Below are 18997 nucleotides of genomic sequence, written 5' to 3' on the forward strand. Positions count from 1 at the left end.
ACTTATGAAAATGCAAACTTCACTTCGGTTATCCACCCTCGCCTTGATTTCTCTTCTAGCCCTGAGTGGCTGCAGCTCGACTCCGGCCCCCGCAGCAAGCGCTGTCTCATCTCAAACCCAGACCCCTGAGCCCGAGCCGGAACCGGTTTTTGTTTCGGCCCCGCTGACCGGAGTTGAATACCTTGAGGGCTCTAACCCGAGTCTTTTGCTTCCCGCGATTAGCGCAAAGATCGACAACACATCCCTCGGCCGGCCGCAGCTGGCTCTAAATGATGCCGATGTGGTTTATGTTTCGCGAGTTGAGGCCGGCCTCACAAGGCTGGTTGCGGTTTGGCACTCGAGGGTTCCAAAGGAGATTGGCCCGGTTCGCTCGGTTCGCCCGGTCGATGCTTCGATCATTGCTCCTTATAACGGGGTGTTTATTTTCTCTGGGGGCCAAGCCCCATTCAAAGCTGCCGCTAAAGCCACCGGCTTGGTGATGAGCGATGAAGACACCGAGATGAATAATGACAACTATTTCAGGGAGCGCTCTCGCTCGGCTCCTTGGAACCTATTTTTTAGAGCGGCAAAACTTCAACAGGATCACCCGGAGCAAGAGCTGCCCAGGGCTGGCTTTGAATTCGCGGTTATCCCAACCGCCGCGACCGCCGGAAGCCCGGTTGAGGCCCTAGAAATTAAGTACCCGGGGCTTCGCTCGAGCTGGGAGCTTGGCACTTCAACCTTCCCCTGGGGCCTAACGGCTGAGCGCGCTTGGCTTCGCACCATGGATAAAAAGGAGCACCTGCAGGCCGATGGTGCAAGGGTTGTGGCAAAAAACGTCGTTGTGATGGAAGTGAGTCACGATCTAAGTTTTGTGGATCCAAAATACGGAGCAATTCCAAAGGCCAAGATCGTTGGCAATAAGGGAGTGGCTCACATTTTCTCGGACGGCTTTTATCTCAAGGCCAATTGGTCAAAGGGTGCGATTGACGAGCCAATCATTTTGACCACCGATTTGGGCGAACCGATCAAGCTCGCCATTGGCAATACTTGGGTAGAAATGATGGATTTGCCTAAATCCACCCTCACTGTGACTGGAGTAAAGGTCGAATAGCTAGATTTCTTTGGCGAAGTCCTTGAGCCAGTGCCGAAGGTCTGTGCCGATATCAGCCCGGTCGATTGCAATCTTCAGGGTTGCTTTAATAAAATCAAGTTTGTCCCCGGTGTCATAGCGGCGACCGCTAAACACCACACCGCGAACCCCGCCAGCAATCTGCGGGTGCTTGGCGGCGTATTCCAAGGCATCGGTGAGCTGAATCTCTCCACCTGCCCCAGGGGCCGTGTTCTCTAGAATCTCAAACATTTCGTGTCGCAAAACATACCGGCCAATGACCGCCAGGTTTGAAGGAGCGTCTTCGGTTTTTGGTTTCTCGACCAACCCGGTGACCACAACCACATCCTGCTGATTTGTCTCTTCGATAACTGCGCAACCGTAGAGGTGAATCTGGTCTTTTGGGACCTGCATCAACAAGACAATGTTGTCGCCGGTTTCTTGATGAACTTCAAGCATGCGCTTGAGAATTGGGTCGCGGTGGTCAATCACATCATCGCCAAGCAAAACCGCAAAACTGTTTTCGCCAACATGGCTCTTGGCTCGAAGAACTGCATGACCCAAGCCCCTGGGGTCCCCTTGTCGGGTGTAGTGGATATCGGCTAGTTGGCTGGATTTTTGAACCGCAAAAAGTTTTTTCTCGTCCCCTTTTTTGGCAAGCACTTCTTCTAACTCTGATACCCGGTCAAAATGATTTTCAAGTGCATTCTTATTTCTACCGGTGATCATCAGTAGATCGTGAAGACCCGCGGCAGCGGCCTCTTCAACCACATATTGGATAACAGGCTTATCTACAATCGGAAGCATCTCTTTGGGCATTGCCTTGGTTGCCGGGAGAAATCTGGTGCCGAGTCCTGCGACGGGAATAACCGCCTTGCTGACTGAGTAACGCTTCTGGGTCATTGCTCAAGCCTAGACTGGAACTATCAGCTTTCAAATAACTTCGCTGGCTAGTGTTCAACCAATTGATGATCGATCGGGGTTTTTTTGTCTAAACGTTTGAGTGCAGCAGTAGCCGTAGCTGCACTAATTGCCGCCGGCTTGAGCTCGCCAGCCCAAGCTGCCACTTCAGAGCCTGCTTATAACGCAATCAACCTCGATTCCGCATGGAGTCAAGGCATCAAAGGCCAAGGTATGACAATTGCCCTGATTGATCAGGGGCTAAACCTTCAGCACGAATACTTCAGGGATCAGGTCATTGACGGAATTTGCGTTTACCAAGCCCGCTCCAACTTGAGGTGCCCAAATGGGTCCAGGCTGCAAACTGGCATCGCTGCGGCCTCGCAGCGTATCGAAAATGGTGCACTGGTTGATGACGAGAGCCACGGCAACATGGTGGCGGGCATTGTCGCCGGCAACCCAAATAACTTTGCCCCCGGGGGCGTTGCACCATTTGCAAAGATTCTGATGGCGAACACCGACATGCAGCCAAGCTCGGTGGTAACTGCGCTGAACTACATCTACGACAATCGCGAAACCCACAACATCGTGGCAGTCTCGATGTCATTTGGAATTTTGGGGCTGACCTCGAGGGCAGATCTTTTGAACTGCAACACCAACCCGGTTTATTCAGAGGTGCGACAGGCCCTGAAAAAGCTCAGAGATGCTGGAGTCATTCCTTTTGCCGCAGCGGGCAATGGCTACTACTTGAACTCTGCCGAATCTTGGGCGCCAACCTGTTTGGATGAAGCGGTCTCGGTGGGCTCGACAAACACTTTGGGAAGCGTCGCGTCCTACAACACCATGTCGAGCAAGGTCGAGCTTTTGGCTCCCGACTATCCAATATCGGCTGGCACTATCGGATACGGCACATCAAGCGGCACCTCTGCTGCAGCGCCAATTGCAGCAGCCAGTTTTACTCTGATGCGCCAGCAGTTTCCTCAGCTTTCTGCCGAGACCGTTTTGGCTGCGATGAAATCAGCTGGCAAAAAGATTGATGACATCATTCGTAAGGACATTCCAATGGTGGATGTAGCTGCCACCCAGGCTCTTTTGACGCGTCTGCAGGGGAATACAGCTGAAACACCCGCCCAAACCGAAACTCAAAAAGTAACCGTTGGCACCTTCAACGGCTTCATCGCTATCTACACCCGGGGGCACGAGGGCAGTAGGCTCACCGCCAAAGTCGCCGGTAGATGGCTGAAAGTCGATTCGATTGCCTCGGCGCCCGGCAAAAGCTACTCTCTGGTAAAGCGCAATACTGGCGCGGGCTTTTTGGTTAATGTTGAGGTTTACATAGACGGGGTTCTGTTGAAGTCCTCCACCACAACAACCAAATAAAACTATTTACCCACTACAAATATCCAGAGGTTATTAATCGAACCAAGCTCCCTCAGGCGCCTGACTCCAAAACCGAGCCTGATCAATGGCGCCAAGGGGCCAAACACTCGGCTAAAGACATTGGCTCTGGCTTTGCGGTCCTCTGGCGTGCCCCACCGTGACCCGGATGACTCCTTGGGGTGAGTGGCAATGGTGATTGGAACAAATGAACCTTGGCCGCCCGCTTTTAGAAGGTCGACAATAAAAATGTATTCATCTCCCAAATAGTTTTTAGAACCAGCACCGAACTCCTCATCGAAGAACACCCCGAGTTGCCTGATGGCCTCCACGCGAATAATCATTTCGTAGGTGGCGGCCTTGGCGGAATTCATTCTGGTGAGCTTCTCTGGCTTTTTTGGGTAGCGCTTTCGAAGGGTTCCTGTGGGGTCTTTGGCTTGCCCAAGCAAAAGCGAGAGCTCCGGGTGATTGTCTAGGTATTCGATGGCCGTCTCGAGGCCTTGAACATTGAACTCGATGTCATCGTCACTAAAAACTAGGTATTCGCCCTTGGCTTGCCAAATGGCACGATTGCGAGATTTGGCGACCCCCATTGTTGAGAGCTCCTCGAGGCTGACATCTTCGCGCATAATTAGGCTTGCAAGCCCTTCACCTCGCCAGGCGATGGCGGTGGGGTTCTGTATTAGTACTAAGCAGTCCCAGTCTTCTCTTTCTAAGGGAAAAATGATGTTGCCCACCCGCATCGCTAGCGTCGAGTAGCCAAGGGTTAGTTTGGGCGACATCAGAAGCTATTTGCCTTGGCTCTTGCGAAGCGCATGAGGGAGGATGAGACTGAGCTGAAAGTGGTGTTCTGAATCCTTAGCCCCAAGAAAAATACGATGGTGTTTGAGAGCGTCACCCAGCCCTCGAGGCTGAACCAAATCAAAATACCCAAAAGAATTACAACCCCGAAGCTTGCCAAAAGACTCGCGAACTCAGCCTGCTGAATCCTCGATCCGAGCCGCTCGGCTGGAGTGACGACGCCCTTGGCTCGTTTTTTCTCAACAAACCCACGCTGTTTGATTAGCTGGCGTTTGAATAAAACACCAACTAATTGCAAAAAGCCGAAGATGAGTAGCATGTTCATTCCCGCAAAACCGGGGCTGAGCAAAAAGAAGAAGCCGGCAATCACAAATAACTGGGTTAGAAATGACAACACGTTTACCAACTCAAGCCCCATTGCCCATTCCCAAGCCTCTTTGGTGCCGGAGCGCTCTCTGGTGTCTGAACCAAAAGCCTTATCGAAAAACTTCACTCGGTAGGTTTTCTGCAAATAGTTAGCAAATCTGGTTCCGGCGAACAAGACCGCGAAAAATACACCTGCCATCACAATCTCGATTATTGGCCTCGAGGCTCCGTTTACTACCAGGTCGGTAAAGAGCTTTGCTACTAAGAGTTCGGTTACCGGGATCGCCGCTGCTATCAAGACCAAAATAACCAGCTGCCAGCGGTATTTACCTTTTGGAACCAGCAGTTTTGAAGAGGCTAGGAGCTCGCGGAAGATTTTGAGCAATCGCTATCGCCTTCCAACTCTCTCGAGGCCTATCCGAATGTGCTCTAGGACCTCATCTTTTTTGGCTTCAGTTACCTTTATGTCTCGAATCAGGTTATCGAAATTTTGCTTAGTTAGGTCAACGGGCACCACCTTGGGGTTCATGACCTCTACCTCGGCCCCAAGCGCATAGTCCTCATATTTAATGCCAGAACCATGGACATTCTCTTCGGAACCCTCAAAGGTCACTAGGGCGCAAGGTATCCCATAGCTTTGGCAAGTGATCATCACGTGCATGGCGGAGGTAATCACCGAATCGTATGTTGCAAGTTTGCCCACAAACTCGGCTATTTTGTCGGGCTTCGACATCATCACCGATAGCTCTTCGATATTTTCAGGCAGTCTTATGGGGATAGCGGTGTGGGAGAAGTGCCGGATAAACGCGATTTTTCCGTTTGTTTCGCCGCGAGAAATGGGTAGTACTCGAGACAAGGCCAAACCAGGGTCACCAAAAGCCTGGATATCCGGTCCGCCAGAATTCTTTAGCACCCTCGCAGTAATGGGTCCGCGGACCGAAACATAATCCGCTTTTCGGTTGAGCTCAAGATCATCGGTTGAGATCCCGGTTCCGACCACAACTGAATTCGATTTGATAAACCGACCGATTGATCCGAGCGAAATGAGGTGTTTTTTATTGGTCGGCTTCACCGGAGATTGCAAAATAATTCTCGCATCCGTGGAGTGCGAAATCATCAGGGGCGCAAGCCAATCGCCAAAGTTGCCAGGAAAAGGTTTTGACCACCAGGCCAACCGGACGGTGCTTTGAGACTCCTTGGCGCTGTAATTTAAGAATGCTTCCGATGCCGTGATAATCGACTGCTCACCGAAGCTAGCGATATATTTCTTATCAAATGAGCTTCTGGCGTTGGCGAATAACAGTGCGTCACCCTTGATGCCGCCGCCAAGCATTTCGCCCATCATTCGCGAACGTTCCGGGTCGATGCTCTTAGCTTGCCCCGAGGTCAAGATACCGGTTATGCCGGACGAGTCAGCAATCCTGCGGAGCGGTTTTTTTATTGAATCAGGTAAAGACTTTTCGAACTTCTTGGCACCTTTCAGCAGCTTCTTTTTGGTTCCAACTTTTTTGCCAGTACCGTGCTGAACAACCTTGTCTTTGAAATCCGCCACGTTACCGGAGGAGCCGAATATAAAAAATGCTTCCCTGCTGCCGGGCTCAGCCAGTTTGCGGTCCCGAACTATCGCGGTGGCAGGGATCATCTGAAATGTTAGTTTCTTAGCGTTTGCGCGCCAAGCTTCTTCGAGAAAGTAGTCGTCTGTGGCCTTGATCTCAGCGCGCTTCTCAAGCTCGTACGCATCCTCCACCAGCTTGCGCCCCTGTTCGGAAGCATTCACGCCCCAGAAGCTTGGCTCCCAAAACCTAGTGCGGTTGTGATATCCGATTTGCAGGGGGGACCCGAAGCTTCTTTGAAAGCCAATAAAGTCAGCGGTGGTATTAGCTATGTAATCTGGCAGGTTGGTGATCCGGCAATCCACATCGATCCAAAAAACCATTTTGTCTGGATGTTTATGGCAAATTTCTCGGATGAATCCGATCTTGCGGCGAGTGACATCGGCCCAGTCTTCACCCTCACGCTTTTGAATCTCCAGGAGTTCGTGCTCGAGTCCGAGCTCTTGTAGCTGAGCTCGAAGCTCGCGAGCGTGACCCCCGTAGTACTCATCGGGGGTATAAAAGCTGCAGATCACTACTTCGCGTTTAGTCACGGGGCAAAATCTATCAGCTAGAGCGATTTTGCTCCTCTTATTAGCCCCCACCAAAATCCGATTCCCCAACCAAAGTGCATAACCGGCAAGACGACCACTAGCCACTGCTTTTGATCCAGGGAGAGCTCTTTGGCCCAAAGTGAGGCTATCGAGATAGTAAATATGTAAATCCAGAACGGAAACCAGAACAAGCTCGCTAAGACCAGTAGTGGGGGAATCCAATACCTAATTGCCGATTCTGCCGGGGCTTTTCTAGTCAAAGCGCCCCGCCAAAACCCGGTCTTGAAGAACTGTTTGGCCAGGGCTTTGATGTTCGAACGTGGGTAATAACCGACCTTGAGTCTCGGGTCAAACCAAACCACTAAACCTGCAGCACGGATTCTTTGATTCAGTTCCCAGTCTTGGCCGCGCACCCAGGTCTCACTGAAACCTCCGAGTTTCTCCAAGACAGATTTTCTAAATATTCCTAAATAAACACTATCCACCGCACCCGGTTGGCCTCCTACGTGAAAGGAGCCCCCACCAAGCCCAATGCGGTTGTTGTAGCCGTAGGCGACCGCACTTTGCAGGTTGGTTTTGCCTTTTGCAACCATCATTCCGCCAACATTGGCGGCGCCTGTTGTGTTCAAAATCTTGACCCCGAGTGCCGCATAACCTTCGGGGAGTTCGGAGTGGGCGTCCACTCGAACCACCACTTCGTGCTGGCTTTTGGCTATCCCCAGGTTCAGTGAGGCCGAGGTGAGTCCGGTGGGGCTTTTCACCAATATCAGCTTGGTCCCATATTTTCTTTTCAGTGCCTTGGCGACATCATCGGTTCCGTCTCCCGATGGCCCAAGTGCTAGGACTAACTCCATCTCACCAGGCACACTTTGCTCAAACACCGATTTAACGGCGCTCCCCAGGTACTGCTGTTCGTTTAGCACCGGCATGACAAAGGAAATGTTTCTAAGAGGTTTAGCCATTGTGGATGTTTCTCCCCAGCGCAATAACTTTGAATCCGGCTGATTGCCACTTTGCAACATTCAACACATTGCGGCCATCAATAACGGTTTTGGTGGCAACGAGCTCGGCTATCTTTTGTGGATCTACGTCTTTATATTCTTTCCACTCGGTTCCAAGAATTAGTAGATCTGCATTTGCGCAGGCTTCAAGGAGATCTTGCTCCTGGCCAAGCTCTGGACTGCGAGTGACCAAGGCTTCGAGCGACACTGGGTCGTGCACGGTTACCTTCGCGCCAAGGGCCTGAAGGCGCTGGGCGATTTCCAGAGCTGGAGAGTCCCTTAGGTCATCGCTATCGGGTTTAAAAGAAACACCGAGCATGGTGATGTTCTTGTTACCTAGTTCACCTAGTTCGCTGAGCGCGAGCTCAACCACCTTGTCGCGGCGGCGGATGTTTATTGAGTCAACATTTTTCAAAAAATCGACCGCTGAACCGACCCCTAGCTCCTGCGCTCGAGCCACAAACCCGCGAATGTCTTTTGGCAAGCAGCCCCCACCAAAGCCCATCCCGGTGCGCAGAAACTGATTGCCGATTCGTTCGTCATAACCGATGGCTTTGGCTAGCGCAACAGCATCAGCCCCAGAGACTTCGGCCACTTCGGCCATGGCGTTAATAAAGCTGATCTTGGTGGCCAAAAACGAGTTGGCCGCCACTTTCACAAGCTCTGCTGTCGGGACATCCATTTCAAGAAATGGTGTTCCAATCTCAATGATTGGCCGATAAACCTTTCGCATCACATCGAAGCCGTGCTGACTCCAGGAGCCAATAACGATGCGGTCGGGCTTTAGCGAATCTTCCAGGGCTGTTCCTTCGCGCAAGAACTCCGGGTTCCAAACTAAGTGGACCTCGAAGCCCGACACCGCCGACATCGAATCTTTGAGTTTTTGAGCGGTACCAACCGGGACCGTGGACTTTCCGGCCACCACCGCAGTCTCTGATAGCCAGGGTGCAAGCTCTTTGGCAGCAGCTTCAACATAAGAGGTGTCGGCAGCTTGGCTGACTGCCAGCTGCGGAGTCCCAACGCAAATGAAATGCAGCTCAATAGCGCATGATTCTTTTGAGTGATTAGCCGAAAAGGTCAACAGGCCGCTGGCTATAACCTCTTTGAGCCCTTCGCCTAAATCCGGCTCGTGGAAAGGAAGAATACCTTGTTCTAGAGCCTCGAGCCGGGTCGCATCCGGCTCAATGCCCAGCACCTGATGGCCAAGTTTCGCCATGGCAACCGCATGGGTTACGCCAAGGTATCCAAGACCAATAACTGAAACTTTCATCATGGGCGAGTTTACTTAGGAATAACCAAAGAATCCCTTAGCCGTAACGGCTATTGACAGCCTGCGTATAGTAGAAGCGATGGCCGAAACTCCAAACCAAAAAGATCCCACCCACGAGGATCCTCTCGAAGCTCTTCTAGACGAAGTCAGCGACGAAGAATTTGGCCTGCCTAGATTCAGAGACCACTTTGCAGATTCACTCACCCCGGCAGTTCTCAAGGACTGGTCGGCAAAGGATTTCGCCTCCATCTACGTGCGCTTTCGCCCGCACCTAGAGCGTCATGCCAAAAGGTTTCTAGTAAACCCATCCCAGGTTGAAGAAGTAGTTCAAGACGCGTTTTTGTATTTGATGACCACCCTGCCTGAGCTTGATTCAGAACTCGGTGTATTGAAGTTTTTGAAGTGGAAGACCAGGCTATTGGCACTGGATGTAATTCGCATTAATAGCAAAGTGAGCATGGCTCCTTTGGACGAACAGCCCGACATCGAAGCTGATATGCCTGAGATTAGCCAAGAGCTCGAGCGAGCTGAGGATGCGGCGATTGTTAGTTTGGCGCTAGCTAAACTGCAGCCCCGTCATCGCGAGGCTTTGATTGCCACTATGTATGAAGAGAAGAGCTCCGAATTAGTTGCAGCCCAGATGGGCTTGAGCGACAACGCTTTCCGGCAGCTTTTGTTCCGAGCCCGATCTTCGTTTAAGAAAGCGCTCATTGGTGAAGCCGAGACGGCCGGCCTTTCGATGGCGGAGATCCTTTCGATTGCGGCTCGCAAGGCTCGTGCCGAAAGCGGCAAGTTCATTTCAGCAGCCGGAGCCTTTTTGCTGGTTCTTGCAATTTCAATCGGTGTTCTACCGAACCTTTCTGGTGCGGTGACAGATGACCAAATTGCACTGTCTGAGCCAACGATTGCCTCAGCCGAGGCCACTAGCCCAAATGATGCCGGCATTGCATCCTCCGACCAAGCCCCTGGCGACCTGCTCCAACCCCAAGCAACCGGTCAAGGTTCGCAAGCTCAAAGAACTGACTCGGTCGATGAGTTTGCAATAGCCGATTCTCAACAAGCCGAATCAGAATTTGCTCTAGTTTCTAGCGACATTGTGACCGCTATCCCCACCGCAATTCCGGAACCGCGCCAGTCCCCCATAGTGGCTGTGGATCTCGAGCGAGTCATGATGGAAGGCTTCTTCAACGACGCTTTAGATTCTGATGCGGTTGGGATTCTTTCGAGGGACAGCGTTGGTCGCGTTCTGAGCTCCTCGAGTGGCTCCCAGGGAAATCTGACAATCACCAACAACTCCGGTCTAACGGCAAACCTTTCCTACGATCTAGCAACGGCCGATGGTATTCAGTACACCTGGTTCACCATTGAATTGGGTGGCAATGAGTTTGTGGCTGTGCCCAGGGTTGATCTTGCACAAAAAGAAGTTTTCGCGGATGGCTCTGTAAAGATTCGTTACATCGCGACCGATCTTTTGATTGGTGATGTGACTGGAAACTACAATTTTATCGCCAGCGATGAAACCGCCGTGAGTCTTGGTGCTCTTCGCCTAGAGGTTGACTTAGATCCAGAGGGCAGGGTACTCGCATCGAGTCTGTCTTTGACTAAAAAAACCTAGGTAGCTGGTAGTTTTCTCCGCTTTGGATTTTGCCTATTTTCTTATGAGCTGATTGCTCTAGACTTCAACGCGGTGACGTGTCCGAGCGGCCGAAGGTGCAACTCTCGAAAAGTTGTGTGGGTGAAAGCCCACCGTGGGTTCAAATCCCACCGTCACCGCCAAATTCCTTCAGATTGAAAGGCACTGCCGAGCAGGTGTTCTCGGTAATTCAGATGGCAGATCTAGACCTGGACCAAGAGATTCAAGAACTCAAGGGAGTTCTTGAATCCGTGCTGATCGTTAGCGATCTGCCAGCCATTGAGGCCCAAATTATTTCTCTTGAGGAATCTGCAGCCGATCCGTCTTTATGGGAAGACCAGGTGCGAGCCCAGGTGGTGACCAGTTCGCTATCTAGGTTCAAGACCAAGCGGGATAAGTTGATGGCTGCCGCTACTGGCCTTGAAGACCTAGGGGTTCTAATTGAGATGGCCAATGCAGAGAATGACGCTGACACTAAGCGAGAAGCAAAGGGAGAGCTAGAGAAGCTCAAGACTCAGATTGATGCCCTAGAGATTGAAACTTTGCTGAATGGTGAATTTGATTCTCGTGGCGCTATCGTGACTATTCGTTCTGGAGCTGGCGGCGATGATGCAACAGACTTTGCCGAGATGCTGATGCGGATGTATCTGAGATACTCCGAGAAGCACGGCATGAAGGCGAGTGTTCTGGACACCTCATTTGCCGAGGGTGCTGGAATCAAGAGCGCCACCTTCGAAATTGATGCTCCTTACGCCTTTGGTAATTTGTCTGTCGAGTCTGGAACTCACCGCCTGGTGCGGATGAGTCCATTTAACTCTGCTGGTAAGCGGCAAACTTCGTTTGCCGCTGTCGAGGTTGTTCCTTTGGTTGAGGTGACCGACTCGGTTGAGGTTGCAGATGCCGATATTCGGGTTGATGTTTTTAGGTCTTCTGGACCCGGGGGCCAGTCGGTGAACACCACCGACTCTGCGGTGCGAATAACTCACATTCCAACCGGCATAGTCGTTTCTTGCCAAAACGAGAAGAGTCAGCTGCAGAATAAAGCAGCTGCGCTTCGAGTTCTGGCTTCTCGGTTGCTGGATCTCAAGCGCCAAGAAGAGGATGCTAAAAAGAAATTACTTGCTGGTGACGTGAAAGCAAGTTGGGGTGAGCAGATGAGAAGTTACGTAATGGCGCCCTATCAAATGGTGAAGGATTTGAGAAACAACTACGAGGAGAACAACCCCGCTCAGGTGTTTGACGGGCAACTTGATGGCTTTATTGCCGCGGGAATTAAGTGGCGCAAGCAGCAAGAGAATGGCTAACACAGCGTTGTGAGAGCCTGGTTTTTCTATGTGCCATCTAGGCTTTAGAAACAATGATTCGGCTAGAAGAAGTAGTAAAAACATATAAGGGCGCTGGCCTGCCAGCGCTTGGCGGCGTATCGATAGATATCCAACGCGGTGAGTTTGTCTTTTTGGTGGGGTCCTCGGGCTCTGGCAAATCCTCCATGCTGCGCATGATGCTGCGGGAAGAAAAAGCAGACCAGGGCACGGTCTTGGTCTTGGGGGAGAACCTCAATCGGATTTCTTCTAGAAGAGTGGCTCAGCTGCGCAGGAAGCTGGGCGTGGTGTTTCAAGACTTTAGGTTATTGCCAAATAAAACGGTTTATCAGAACGTGGCATTCGCATTGCAGGTGATTGGGAGATCAAAGGGCTTTATCGAGACCGCCGTGCCGGACGTGTTGAAGCTTGTCGGTCTCGATGAGAAATCCAGCCGGCTTCCGGCTGGATTATCTGGCGGTGAGCAGCAAAGGGTTGCAATTGCCAGGGCCCTGGTGAATCGGCCGGAGATATTGATTGCTGATGAACCAACCGGAAACCTTGACCCGACCACCAGTCAAGAGATCATGAACCTTCTTGAGCGCATTAATCTTTCTGGCACCACCGTTGTGATGGCCACTCACGATCGTTCAATCGTGGATCGAATGCAAAAGCGGGTCGTTGAGATTAAAGACGGCGTGATTATTCGCGATGCTAAAAGCGGTAGCTACCGAGAGCTACCTTCTGATCAAATTCCAATTATCGAAGAGTTCAAAAAGAGTGTTGAAGATTTCGGCAATGGTGAAAACAAAGACCCGCGCGGTGACGCATGAGATTAGGTTTTGTTTTAGGAGAGATGTGGGCTGGTATTCGCAGCAACCTCTCGATGGTGGTCTCCATTATTTTGGTTTCTTTTATATCGCTGACCTTTGTCTCAGTTGCAGCTTTGCTGCAACTGCAGATTGGTCAGATGAAGACCTATTGGTATGAGCGGGCTCAGGTTGCGGTTTATTTATGCACCGACTTTTCTCCCGAGGAAGCTTGCCCCTCGGGCGCGGTGACGGATGAACAGAGAATTGCTGTCGCCGCCCAGCTGAAGTCTGAGACGCTCGCGCCATATATCGATACTTACTACTTTGAGACTCAACAGGATGCTTATGAGAAGTTCCTCACCGAGTTTCAAGATGTTGAGGCTGCTCAGTATTTGACCGCTGATCAACTCAACGAGGCCTACTGGGTCAATTTGATTGACCCAGAGCGAAGCGATTTGATTGTTGAGAGCTTCTCGGGGCTTGATGGGGTTGAAGAAGTTAGGGACCAGCGCGGTTATCTTGATCAAATCTTTGCCTTTTTGAATCTCACCAGCTTGGCAGCTGGTGGGATTGCAGCCATCATGCTCTTGAGCGCAACCCTATTGATTGCCACAACAATCAGGCTAAGTGCTTTTTCTAGAAGGCGCGAGATTGGAATCATGAAGCTGGTTGGTGCTTCGAACTTCTCGATCCAAGCGCCGTTTTTGCTAGAGGGCATTATTGCAACCGGGATTGGGGCACTTCTATCTGTTGGGGCAACCTTTGGGATCGTGCGCTTTGTGGTTCAGGATGTTTTGGCCACTCAGGTCCCCTTCACAAGCTTTATCGGGATGGCTGAAGCCTGGCAGGTTGCCCCCTATTTGCTTTTGATTGGTTTTGTGTTGGCGGTATTGGCCTCTGGGGTATCTATTCGAAGGCATCTGAAGGTCTAAGCGCCACCGCACCTCATTTTCCTAGGAGCTTCTTACCTGCGGTGGTAACCTTGGCTCTTTGAGAGATTGAATAATCTCTAACTTTTATTTAGGAGAACCAGGTGCCCAGGGAGCGCGGCCAATCAGTTGTGGCCAGTAACCGCAAGGCTCGATACGACTATCACATTGAGGATGTTGTCGAGGCTGGGCTTGTGCTGACTGGAACCGAGGTCAAGACCTTGCGCGCAGGGCGCGCCTCTTTGATTGACGGGTTTGCCAGTATTGAGCGTGGTGAGGCTTGGTTGGAGAACGTCCACATCCCCGAGTTCTTTCAAGGCTCTTGGACCAACCATGCCACTAGGCGTAAGCGCAAGCTCTTACTAAACCGCAAAGAGCTAGACAAGCTTTATGGCAAGGTTCGGGAGTCCGGCTATACCTTGATTCCGCTGAGCCTCTACTTCAAAGACGGCTATGCCAAGGTTGAGCTAGGGCTTGCTCGGGGTAAAAAAGAATTCGATAAGCGTCAAACGCTCAAAGAGCGTGACGCTAAGCGCGAGATCAATAAGGCCGTGCGCGAGGTTAAGAACCGCGAGACCTAGGTCTTTTCATTAATCGGCAGGTCATCTTTAATAAATTCCAGTAGTCAGTCTTCGGCGAGCCAATTCGTTCGGTCTTTTTTATTGCCTATTAGGTTGAAAGAATCTTTTAGAGTTCACAAAACTATTCATTGACAGCGTAAGGAAATTTCCTTACGCTTTTGAAATGTCTCTAATAAAAGCCACTTCAAAGCTAACTAGCAAGAATCAGACCACGATCCCAATCGCGGTTCGCAAGGCATTGGACATCGGGGAGGGTGACAAAATCTGCTTTCAGATCAGTGGTTCAGGCAATGTTGAACTATTCAAGGAGGTAGAGGTTCTCGCGGGAGACAAGACGGTCGCTGCTTACCTGACGTTTTTAGAAAAAGACATGGTTGCGCTGCCAAGCAAGCTGAGCGTGCTGCTTAGAGATCCCGACTCAGACAGGCTTCTGCAGGGCGTTGACCTAACGGGTTGGCTGGATGACGATCAAATAGCTTGAAACTCGGGTACTACAAAGGCTGGCTTTTACTGGCCCATCCGCACTTCGAAGATCAATGTTCGATTTGGCTCAAAGCGACAAAGGACTTAGAGAGCAAACATCCGGAAACCTATCTTTCAAGCGACAAGATAAAACGACTAGGTGCGCTGGATCGTTTGGTGTTTCAGCTAATTCCGCAGGATCCCACGGACGCCAGATACTTATTGGGCAACACACTCGGCAAAGCCAATCGAGCATGGCGCAGGGCCAAGTTTGGTTCACAGTATCGAGTGTTCTTTAGATTCGACTCCGATGCCAGGATTATAATTTTCGGCTGGGTCAACAACCAGGATACTTTGCGAGAATATGGTTCAAAATTTGATGCCTATCTGGTGTTTGCCAAGATGTTAGGGGCTGGGAACCCGCCCGCCACTTGGGATCCGCTCTTAGAGCAATCGATTGACTAGGTAACAAAGTTATAAAAATCCCACCCAAACTTAACTTGCGGAGGATAATACCGACCCCTTAGAATAGAGAGTCGCGTTCCTAATCCTTGCCTTCCTCATATTTCGGTGGTTGGCTATTGTCAAATAGCGGATATAACGGTCTAGGTTTTGCGAATTTCCCGCCTAAAAAACTATCGATTCCCTAGGGGTATTCACTTTGGCAGCTGCGAAAAACGTAAAGTCCGTAAAATCCGCAAAGAACAGCCGCGCAACTATGCGGCCCACGTTCGCAAAAAACCCAGACCCAATTGAAATCCCAGATCTGCTCTCATTGCAGACTGAGAGCTTTGACTGGTTGGTTGGTGCACCAGCATGGCGCGAGCTTGCCGGCAAGGAAGCCCGCACCGGCTTAGATGAGGTCTTTGAGGAAATCAGCCCAATTGAGGACAGCTCAAACGCTGCTCAGGACGCAAAGATGGGCCTCTCGTTTTCAGACCCAGAACTATTTGACCCGCCCTACACTCCTGATGAGTGCAAGGAAAAGGGCAAGAGCTTTACCAAGCCGCTTTATATCAAGGCCGAGTTCACCAACTACTTAACCGGTGAAATCAAGTCTCAGACCGTTTTTATGGGAGATTTCCCAGTGATGACCGGCAAGGGCACCTTCATCATCAACGGCACCGAGCGTGTTGTTGTGTCTCAGCTGGTTCGCTCCCCGGGTGTTTACTTCTCGGTATCAACCAACACCACCGGAAACTTGGATGTGCGCAACAACAAGGCGCAGATCATTCCTTCTCGTGGTTCCTACCTAGAGTTTTTGACCGAGTGGGTCAAGGACGAGCGCAAGCCTGCGGCTCGCTTCGGCCAGCCAATCTTGCAGGTCCAGGTGGACCGCAAGACCAAGGTCTCTGCAACCATCTTCCTAAAAGCTCTTGGTATGTCTAAAGAAGAAATTCGCGCCGAGTTCTCCGACCTAAAGCCAGCTGTTGAAGCCAGCGCTTTGGGTATGCGTTTTGATGAGGACATCATCGAGCGCACTTTGGAATATGACGAATCTAAGGTATTCGCAACCGCAATTCTTTCTAAAGAAGACGCGCTTCGCGAGGTCTACCGCAAGGTTCGCGGCGAGACTGCCGGTGCCGAGGTTGCTGAAGCATGGCTTCGTTCCACCTACTTTGAGGGCAAGCGCTACAACCTAGCCCGAGTGGGTCGACACAAGTTAAACCGCAAGCTTCACGTTGACCAGGGCGCCGAGGTTACCACCTTGACCAACGCCGACATCGTGGCAACCTTGAAGTACCTATTGCTGTTTGACCTATCTTTGGCTAATGGCCACGGAGCCGCCTCAAACCTCGACTTCACCGTCAAGATGAATGGCAAGAAGACTCCTTTGGTAGTTCGTCCAGATGACATCGATGACTTCTCAAACCGCCGAATTCGTTCGGTAGGCGAGCTAATTCAGAACCAGGTGCGCATCGGGCTTTCTCGCATGGAGCGCGTGGTTCGTGAGCGCATGTCGACTCAGGACATCGAGGCAATTACTCCTCAGACCCTGATCAACCTTCGCCCAGTGGTATCTGCAATCAAGGAGTTCTTCGGAGCCAGCCAGCTATCGCAGTTCATGGACCAGAACAACCCGCTTGCAGGCTTGGCCCACAAGCGTCGTTTGTCTGCGCTTGGACCGGGTGGTATCGCTCGTGAGCGTGCTCAGATGGAAGTTCGCGATGTTCACCCATCGCACTACGGTCGCATGTGCCCAGTTGAGACTCCGGAAGGCCCGAACATTGGTCTGATTGGATCGCTAACCGCATTCAGCCGCATTAACACCTTTGGTTTTATTGAAACCCCTTATCGCGAGATCAAAAACGGCAAGGTCACCAATAAGACTGTTTACCTAGACGCAGCAAGCGAAGACGGCAAGGTTATTGCCGGAGCAGACACTCCTTTGAATGAGGATGGCACTCTGGTTGGCCCACGCGCATTTACTCGCTTCCGTGGCGACATGGTTGAGGTTGCGGCTGAGGATGTTGACTTCATTGACATCTCCCCACGCCAGCTAGCTTCAGTCTCCACATCTCTGATTCCATTCTTGGAGCACGATGACTCGTCACGTGCACTTATGGGTGCCAACATGCAGCGTCAGGCAGTTCCACTGCTTCGCGCAGAGAGCCCATATGTTGGAACCGGTATGGAGCGCCTAGCCGCTATTGACTCGGGAGCAGTAACCCTGAGCGAGAAGGCCGGTGTGATTCAGGAGATAGATGCTGACGGCATGACCATCATGAATGATGATGGCAGCTACTCGAGCTACCAGCTTCGCAAATTTGACCGCTCCAACCAGGGAACTGCAATCAACCAGCGCGTTGTGGTAGAGGTTGGCCAAAGAGTTGAAGCCGGAGAAGTTTTGGCCGATGGCCCATCCACCGAAAACGGTGAGTTGGCATTGGGTAAGAACCTTTTGGTGGCATTTATGCCATGGGAGGGTTATAACTTCGAGGACGCGATCATCTTGTCTCAAGAAATCGTGAAGAACGACACTTTATCTTCTATCCACATTGAGGAATATGAGGTTGATGCTCGCGACACCAAGTTGGGTGCCGAAGAGATCACCGCTGACCTGCCAAACATCTCAGGCGAAGCGCTTGCTCAGCTTGATGAGTTTGGAATCATTCGAATCGGTGCCGAGGTCCGCCCAGGAGATATCCTGGTTGGAAAGGTAACCCCTAAGGGTGAAACCGAGCTTTCGGCAGAAGAGCGTCTATTGCGCGCCATCTTCAACGAGAAGTCTCGCGAAGTTCGCGACACCTCTTTGAAGGTGCCACACGGTGAGCAGGGAACCATCATCGGCGTCAAGGTGTTTGACGCGGCCGAGGGCGACGAGCTCGGTGCTGGCGTTAACAAGCGCGTGGTGGTTTACATTGCTCAGAAGCGCAAGATTACCGAGGGTGACAAGCTTGCTGGTCGCCACGGTAATAAGGGTGTTATCGCCAAGATCCTTCCGGTGGAAGACATGCCGTTTATGGAAGATGGAACTCCGGTTGACATCGTCCTAAACCCGCTTGGTATTCCGGGTCGCATGAACTTTGGTCAGGTACTTGAGTCTCACCTTGGTTGGGTTTGCCGCCAGGGTTGGGATGTTCAGGGAGTTGCCAAGTGGGCCGATGGAATGGCTTCTGAGCTATTCCAGGGCGATGCTGGAACCAAGGTAGCCACTCCGGTATTCGATGGGGCAACCAAGGATCAGGTTGCGAACCTTTTGAACCACACGACCCCTACCTTCTCAATCAATAAGGATGGCTCAAAGCCAAAGCGCTTGATCGACGAGTCCGGTAAGGCGAGGTTGTTCGATGGCCGCTCCGGTGAGCCATATCCAGAGCCAATCGCGGTTGGCGTGAAGTACATGTTGAAGCTGCACCACTTGGTTGACGACAAGATTCACGCTCGATCCACTGGTCCTTACTCGATGATTACCCAGCAGCCACTTGGTGGTAAAGCACAGTTCGGTGGTCAGCGATTTGGTGAGATGGAAGTTTGGGCCCTGCAGGCCTATGGCGCGGCATACACGCTCCAGGAGCTTCTAACCATCAAGTCCGATGACATTCAGGGCCGGGTTCGCACCTATGAGGCAATCGTCAAGGGTGAAAACATCCAGGCTCCGGGTATTCCAGAGTCCTTCAGGGTTTTGGCCAAGGAGATGCAGTCTCTAGGTCTAAATGTCGAGGTGCTGGATGCCAAGGGCAATGTGGTTGTTCTCAAGGACGAAGAGTTCGAGACCGACCGTGCAGCTGAAGAGCTAGGCATCAATCTTTCTCGCAATGAGAACCTAAGTGCTGAATCCGATTTCAACACCTACCAGTAATCAGCGACCGAATTTTTCAGAAGGA

At 51.5% G+C, this 18997-nt stretch carries 16 protein-coding genes and 1 tRNA gene; 11 read left to right on the top strand and 6 right to left on the bottom strand.

Annotated features, from left to right (window positions below):
* Positions 1 to 10 precede the first annotated feature (10 nt).
* Positions 11 to 1093, top strand: a complete 1083-nt coding sequence (locus tag BLP47_RS02555; RefSeq protein ID WP_157671421.1) for a DUF3048 domain-containing protein — start codon at positions 11 to 13, stop codon at positions 1091 to 1093.
* Here the strand turns inward: BLP47_RS02555 and galU are convergent, their stop codons facing one another.
* On the bottom strand, positions 1094 to 1993 hold the full coding sequence (gene galU, locus BLP47_RS02560; protein ID WP_091850078.1) for a UTP--glucose-1-phosphate uridylyltransferase GalU: 900 nt from the start codon (positions 1991 to 1993) through the stop codon (positions 1094 to 1096). It lies immediately after the preceding gene.
* An 84-nt stretch (positions 1994 to 2077) separates the two neighbouring features.
* Between galU and BLP47_RS02565 the strand changes: the two genes are divergently transcribed.
* Positions 2078 to 3370 (top strand): S8/S53 family peptidase, encoded by a 1293-nt coding sequence (locus BLP47_RS02565; protein WP_157671423.1) that lies wholly within the window; start codon positions 2078 to 2080, stop codon positions 3368 to 3370.
* A gap of 2 nt (positions 3371 to 3372) precedes the next feature.
* Here BLP47_RS02565 and BLP47_RS02570 read toward each other — a convergent pair whose 3' ends face one another.
* The 5 genes from BLP47_RS02570 to BLP47_RS02590 are packed head-to-tail and all read right to left on the bottom strand — an operon-like array spanning position 3373 to position 8954.
* Positions 3373 to 4149, bottom strand: coding sequence for a glycosyltransferase family 2 protein (locus BLP47_RS02570; RefSeq protein WP_091850082.1), 777 nt, complete (start codon positions 4147 to 4149; stop codon positions 3373 to 3375).
* On the bottom strand, positions 4149 to 4919 hold the full coding sequence (locus tag BLP47_RS02575) for a hypothetical protein (protein ID WP_091850084.1): 771 nt from the start codon (positions 4917 to 4919) through the stop codon (positions 4149 to 4151). The genes BLP47_RS02570 and BLP47_RS02575 overlap by 1 nt, the downstream gene beginning before the upstream one ends.
* Positions 4920 to 4922: 3 nt before the next feature.
* Entirely contained in the window at positions 4923 to 6680 is a 1758-nt protein-coding gene (locus BLP47_RS02580) for a polysaccharide pyruvyl transferase family protein (RefSeq protein ID WP_157671425.1), read from the bottom strand.
* A gap of 17 nt (positions 6681 to 6697) precedes the next feature.
* On the bottom strand, positions 6698 to 7642 hold the full coding sequence (locus BLP47_RS02585; protein ID WP_157671427.1) for a glycosyltransferase family 2 protein: 945 nt from the start codon (positions 7640 to 7642) through the stop codon (positions 6698 to 6700).
* On the bottom strand, positions 7635 to 8954 hold the full coding sequence (locus BLP47_RS02590; RefSeq protein WP_371325795.1) for a UDP-glucose/GDP-mannose dehydrogenase family protein: 1320 nt from the start codon (positions 8952 to 8954) through the stop codon (positions 7635 to 7637). Before BLP47_RS02590 ends, BLP47_RS02585 begins: the two co-directional genes overlap by 8 nt.
* Positions 8955 to 9030: 76 nt before the next feature.
* On the opposite strand from BLP47_RS02590, the gene BLP47_RS02595 reads away from it, so the two are divergent.
* The 9 genes from BLP47_RS02595 to BLP47_RS02635 all read left to right on the top strand — a co-directional run bounded on the left by BLP47_RS02595 (position 9031) and on the right by BLP47_RS02635 (position 18972).
* The gene (locus BLP47_RS02595) at positions 9031 to 10566 is read left to right on the top strand and encodes a sigma-70 family RNA polymerase sigma factor (protein WP_091850090.1); all 1536 of its coding nucleotides are present in this window, start codon (positions 9031 to 9033) and stop codon (positions 10564 to 10566) included.
* A gap of 71 nt (positions 10567 to 10637) precedes the next feature.
* Positions 10638 to 10727 (top strand) — tRNA-Ser (locus BLP47_RS02600).
* A 51-nt stretch (positions 10728 to 10778) separates the two neighbouring features.
* Positions 10779 to 11888: a peptide chain release factor 2 gene (gene prfB / locus BLP47_RS02605; protein ID WP_091852839.1), complete on the top strand. Its 1110-nt coding sequence runs from the start codon at positions 10779 to 10781 to the stop codon at positions 11886 to 11888.
* Between the two features lie 53 nt (positions 11889 to 11941).
* Positions 11942 to 12718 carry a cell division ATP-binding protein FtsE gene (gene ftsE, locus BLP47_RS02610; RefSeq protein ID WP_091850092.1) on the top strand — a complete coding sequence of 259 codons (777 nt, stop codon included), beginning with the start codon at positions 11942 to 11944 and terminating at the stop codon, positions 12716 to 12718.
* The gene (gene ftsX, locus BLP47_RS02615; protein WP_091850094.1) at positions 12715 to 13629 is read left to right on the top strand and encodes a permease-like cell division protein FtsX; all 915 of its coding nucleotides are present in this window, start codon (positions 12715 to 12717) and stop codon (positions 13627 to 13629) included. Before ftsE ends, ftsX begins: the two co-directional genes overlap by 4 nt.
* Before the next feature lie 101 nt (positions 13630 to 13730).
* Complete coding sequence (gene smpB, locus BLP47_RS02620) at positions 13731 to 14207, top strand: SsrA-binding protein SmpB (protein WP_091850097.1); 477 nt, start codon at positions 13731 to 13733, stop codon at positions 14205 to 14207.
* Between the two features lie 163 nt (positions 14208 to 14370).
* Positions 14371 to 14688, top strand: coding sequence for a type II toxin-antitoxin system PrlF family antitoxin (locus BLP47_RS02625; RefSeq protein WP_091850099.1), 318 nt, complete (start codon positions 14371 to 14373; stop codon positions 14686 to 14688).
* On the top strand, positions 14685 to 15134 hold the full coding sequence (locus BLP47_RS02630; RefSeq protein WP_091850101.1) for a type II toxin-antitoxin system YhaV family toxin: 450 nt from the start codon (positions 14685 to 14687) through the stop codon (positions 15132 to 15134). Before BLP47_RS02625 ends, BLP47_RS02630 begins: the two co-directional genes overlap by 4 nt.
* Positions 15135 to 15330: 196 nt before the next feature.
* The gene (locus BLP47_RS02635; RefSeq protein ID WP_091850103.1) at positions 15331 to 18972 is read left to right on the top strand and encodes a DNA-directed RNA polymerase subunit beta; all 3642 of its coding nucleotides are present in this window, start codon (positions 15331 to 15333) and stop codon (positions 18970 to 18972) included.
* Positions 18973 to 18997 lie beyond the last annotated feature (25 nt).

Origin of the sequence: Candidatus Aquiluna sp. UB-MaderosW2red (assembly GCF_900100865.1) — a bacterium.
Taxonomy (GTDB): Bacteria; Actinomycetota; Actinomycetes; order Actinomycetales; family Microbacteriaceae; genus Aquiluna.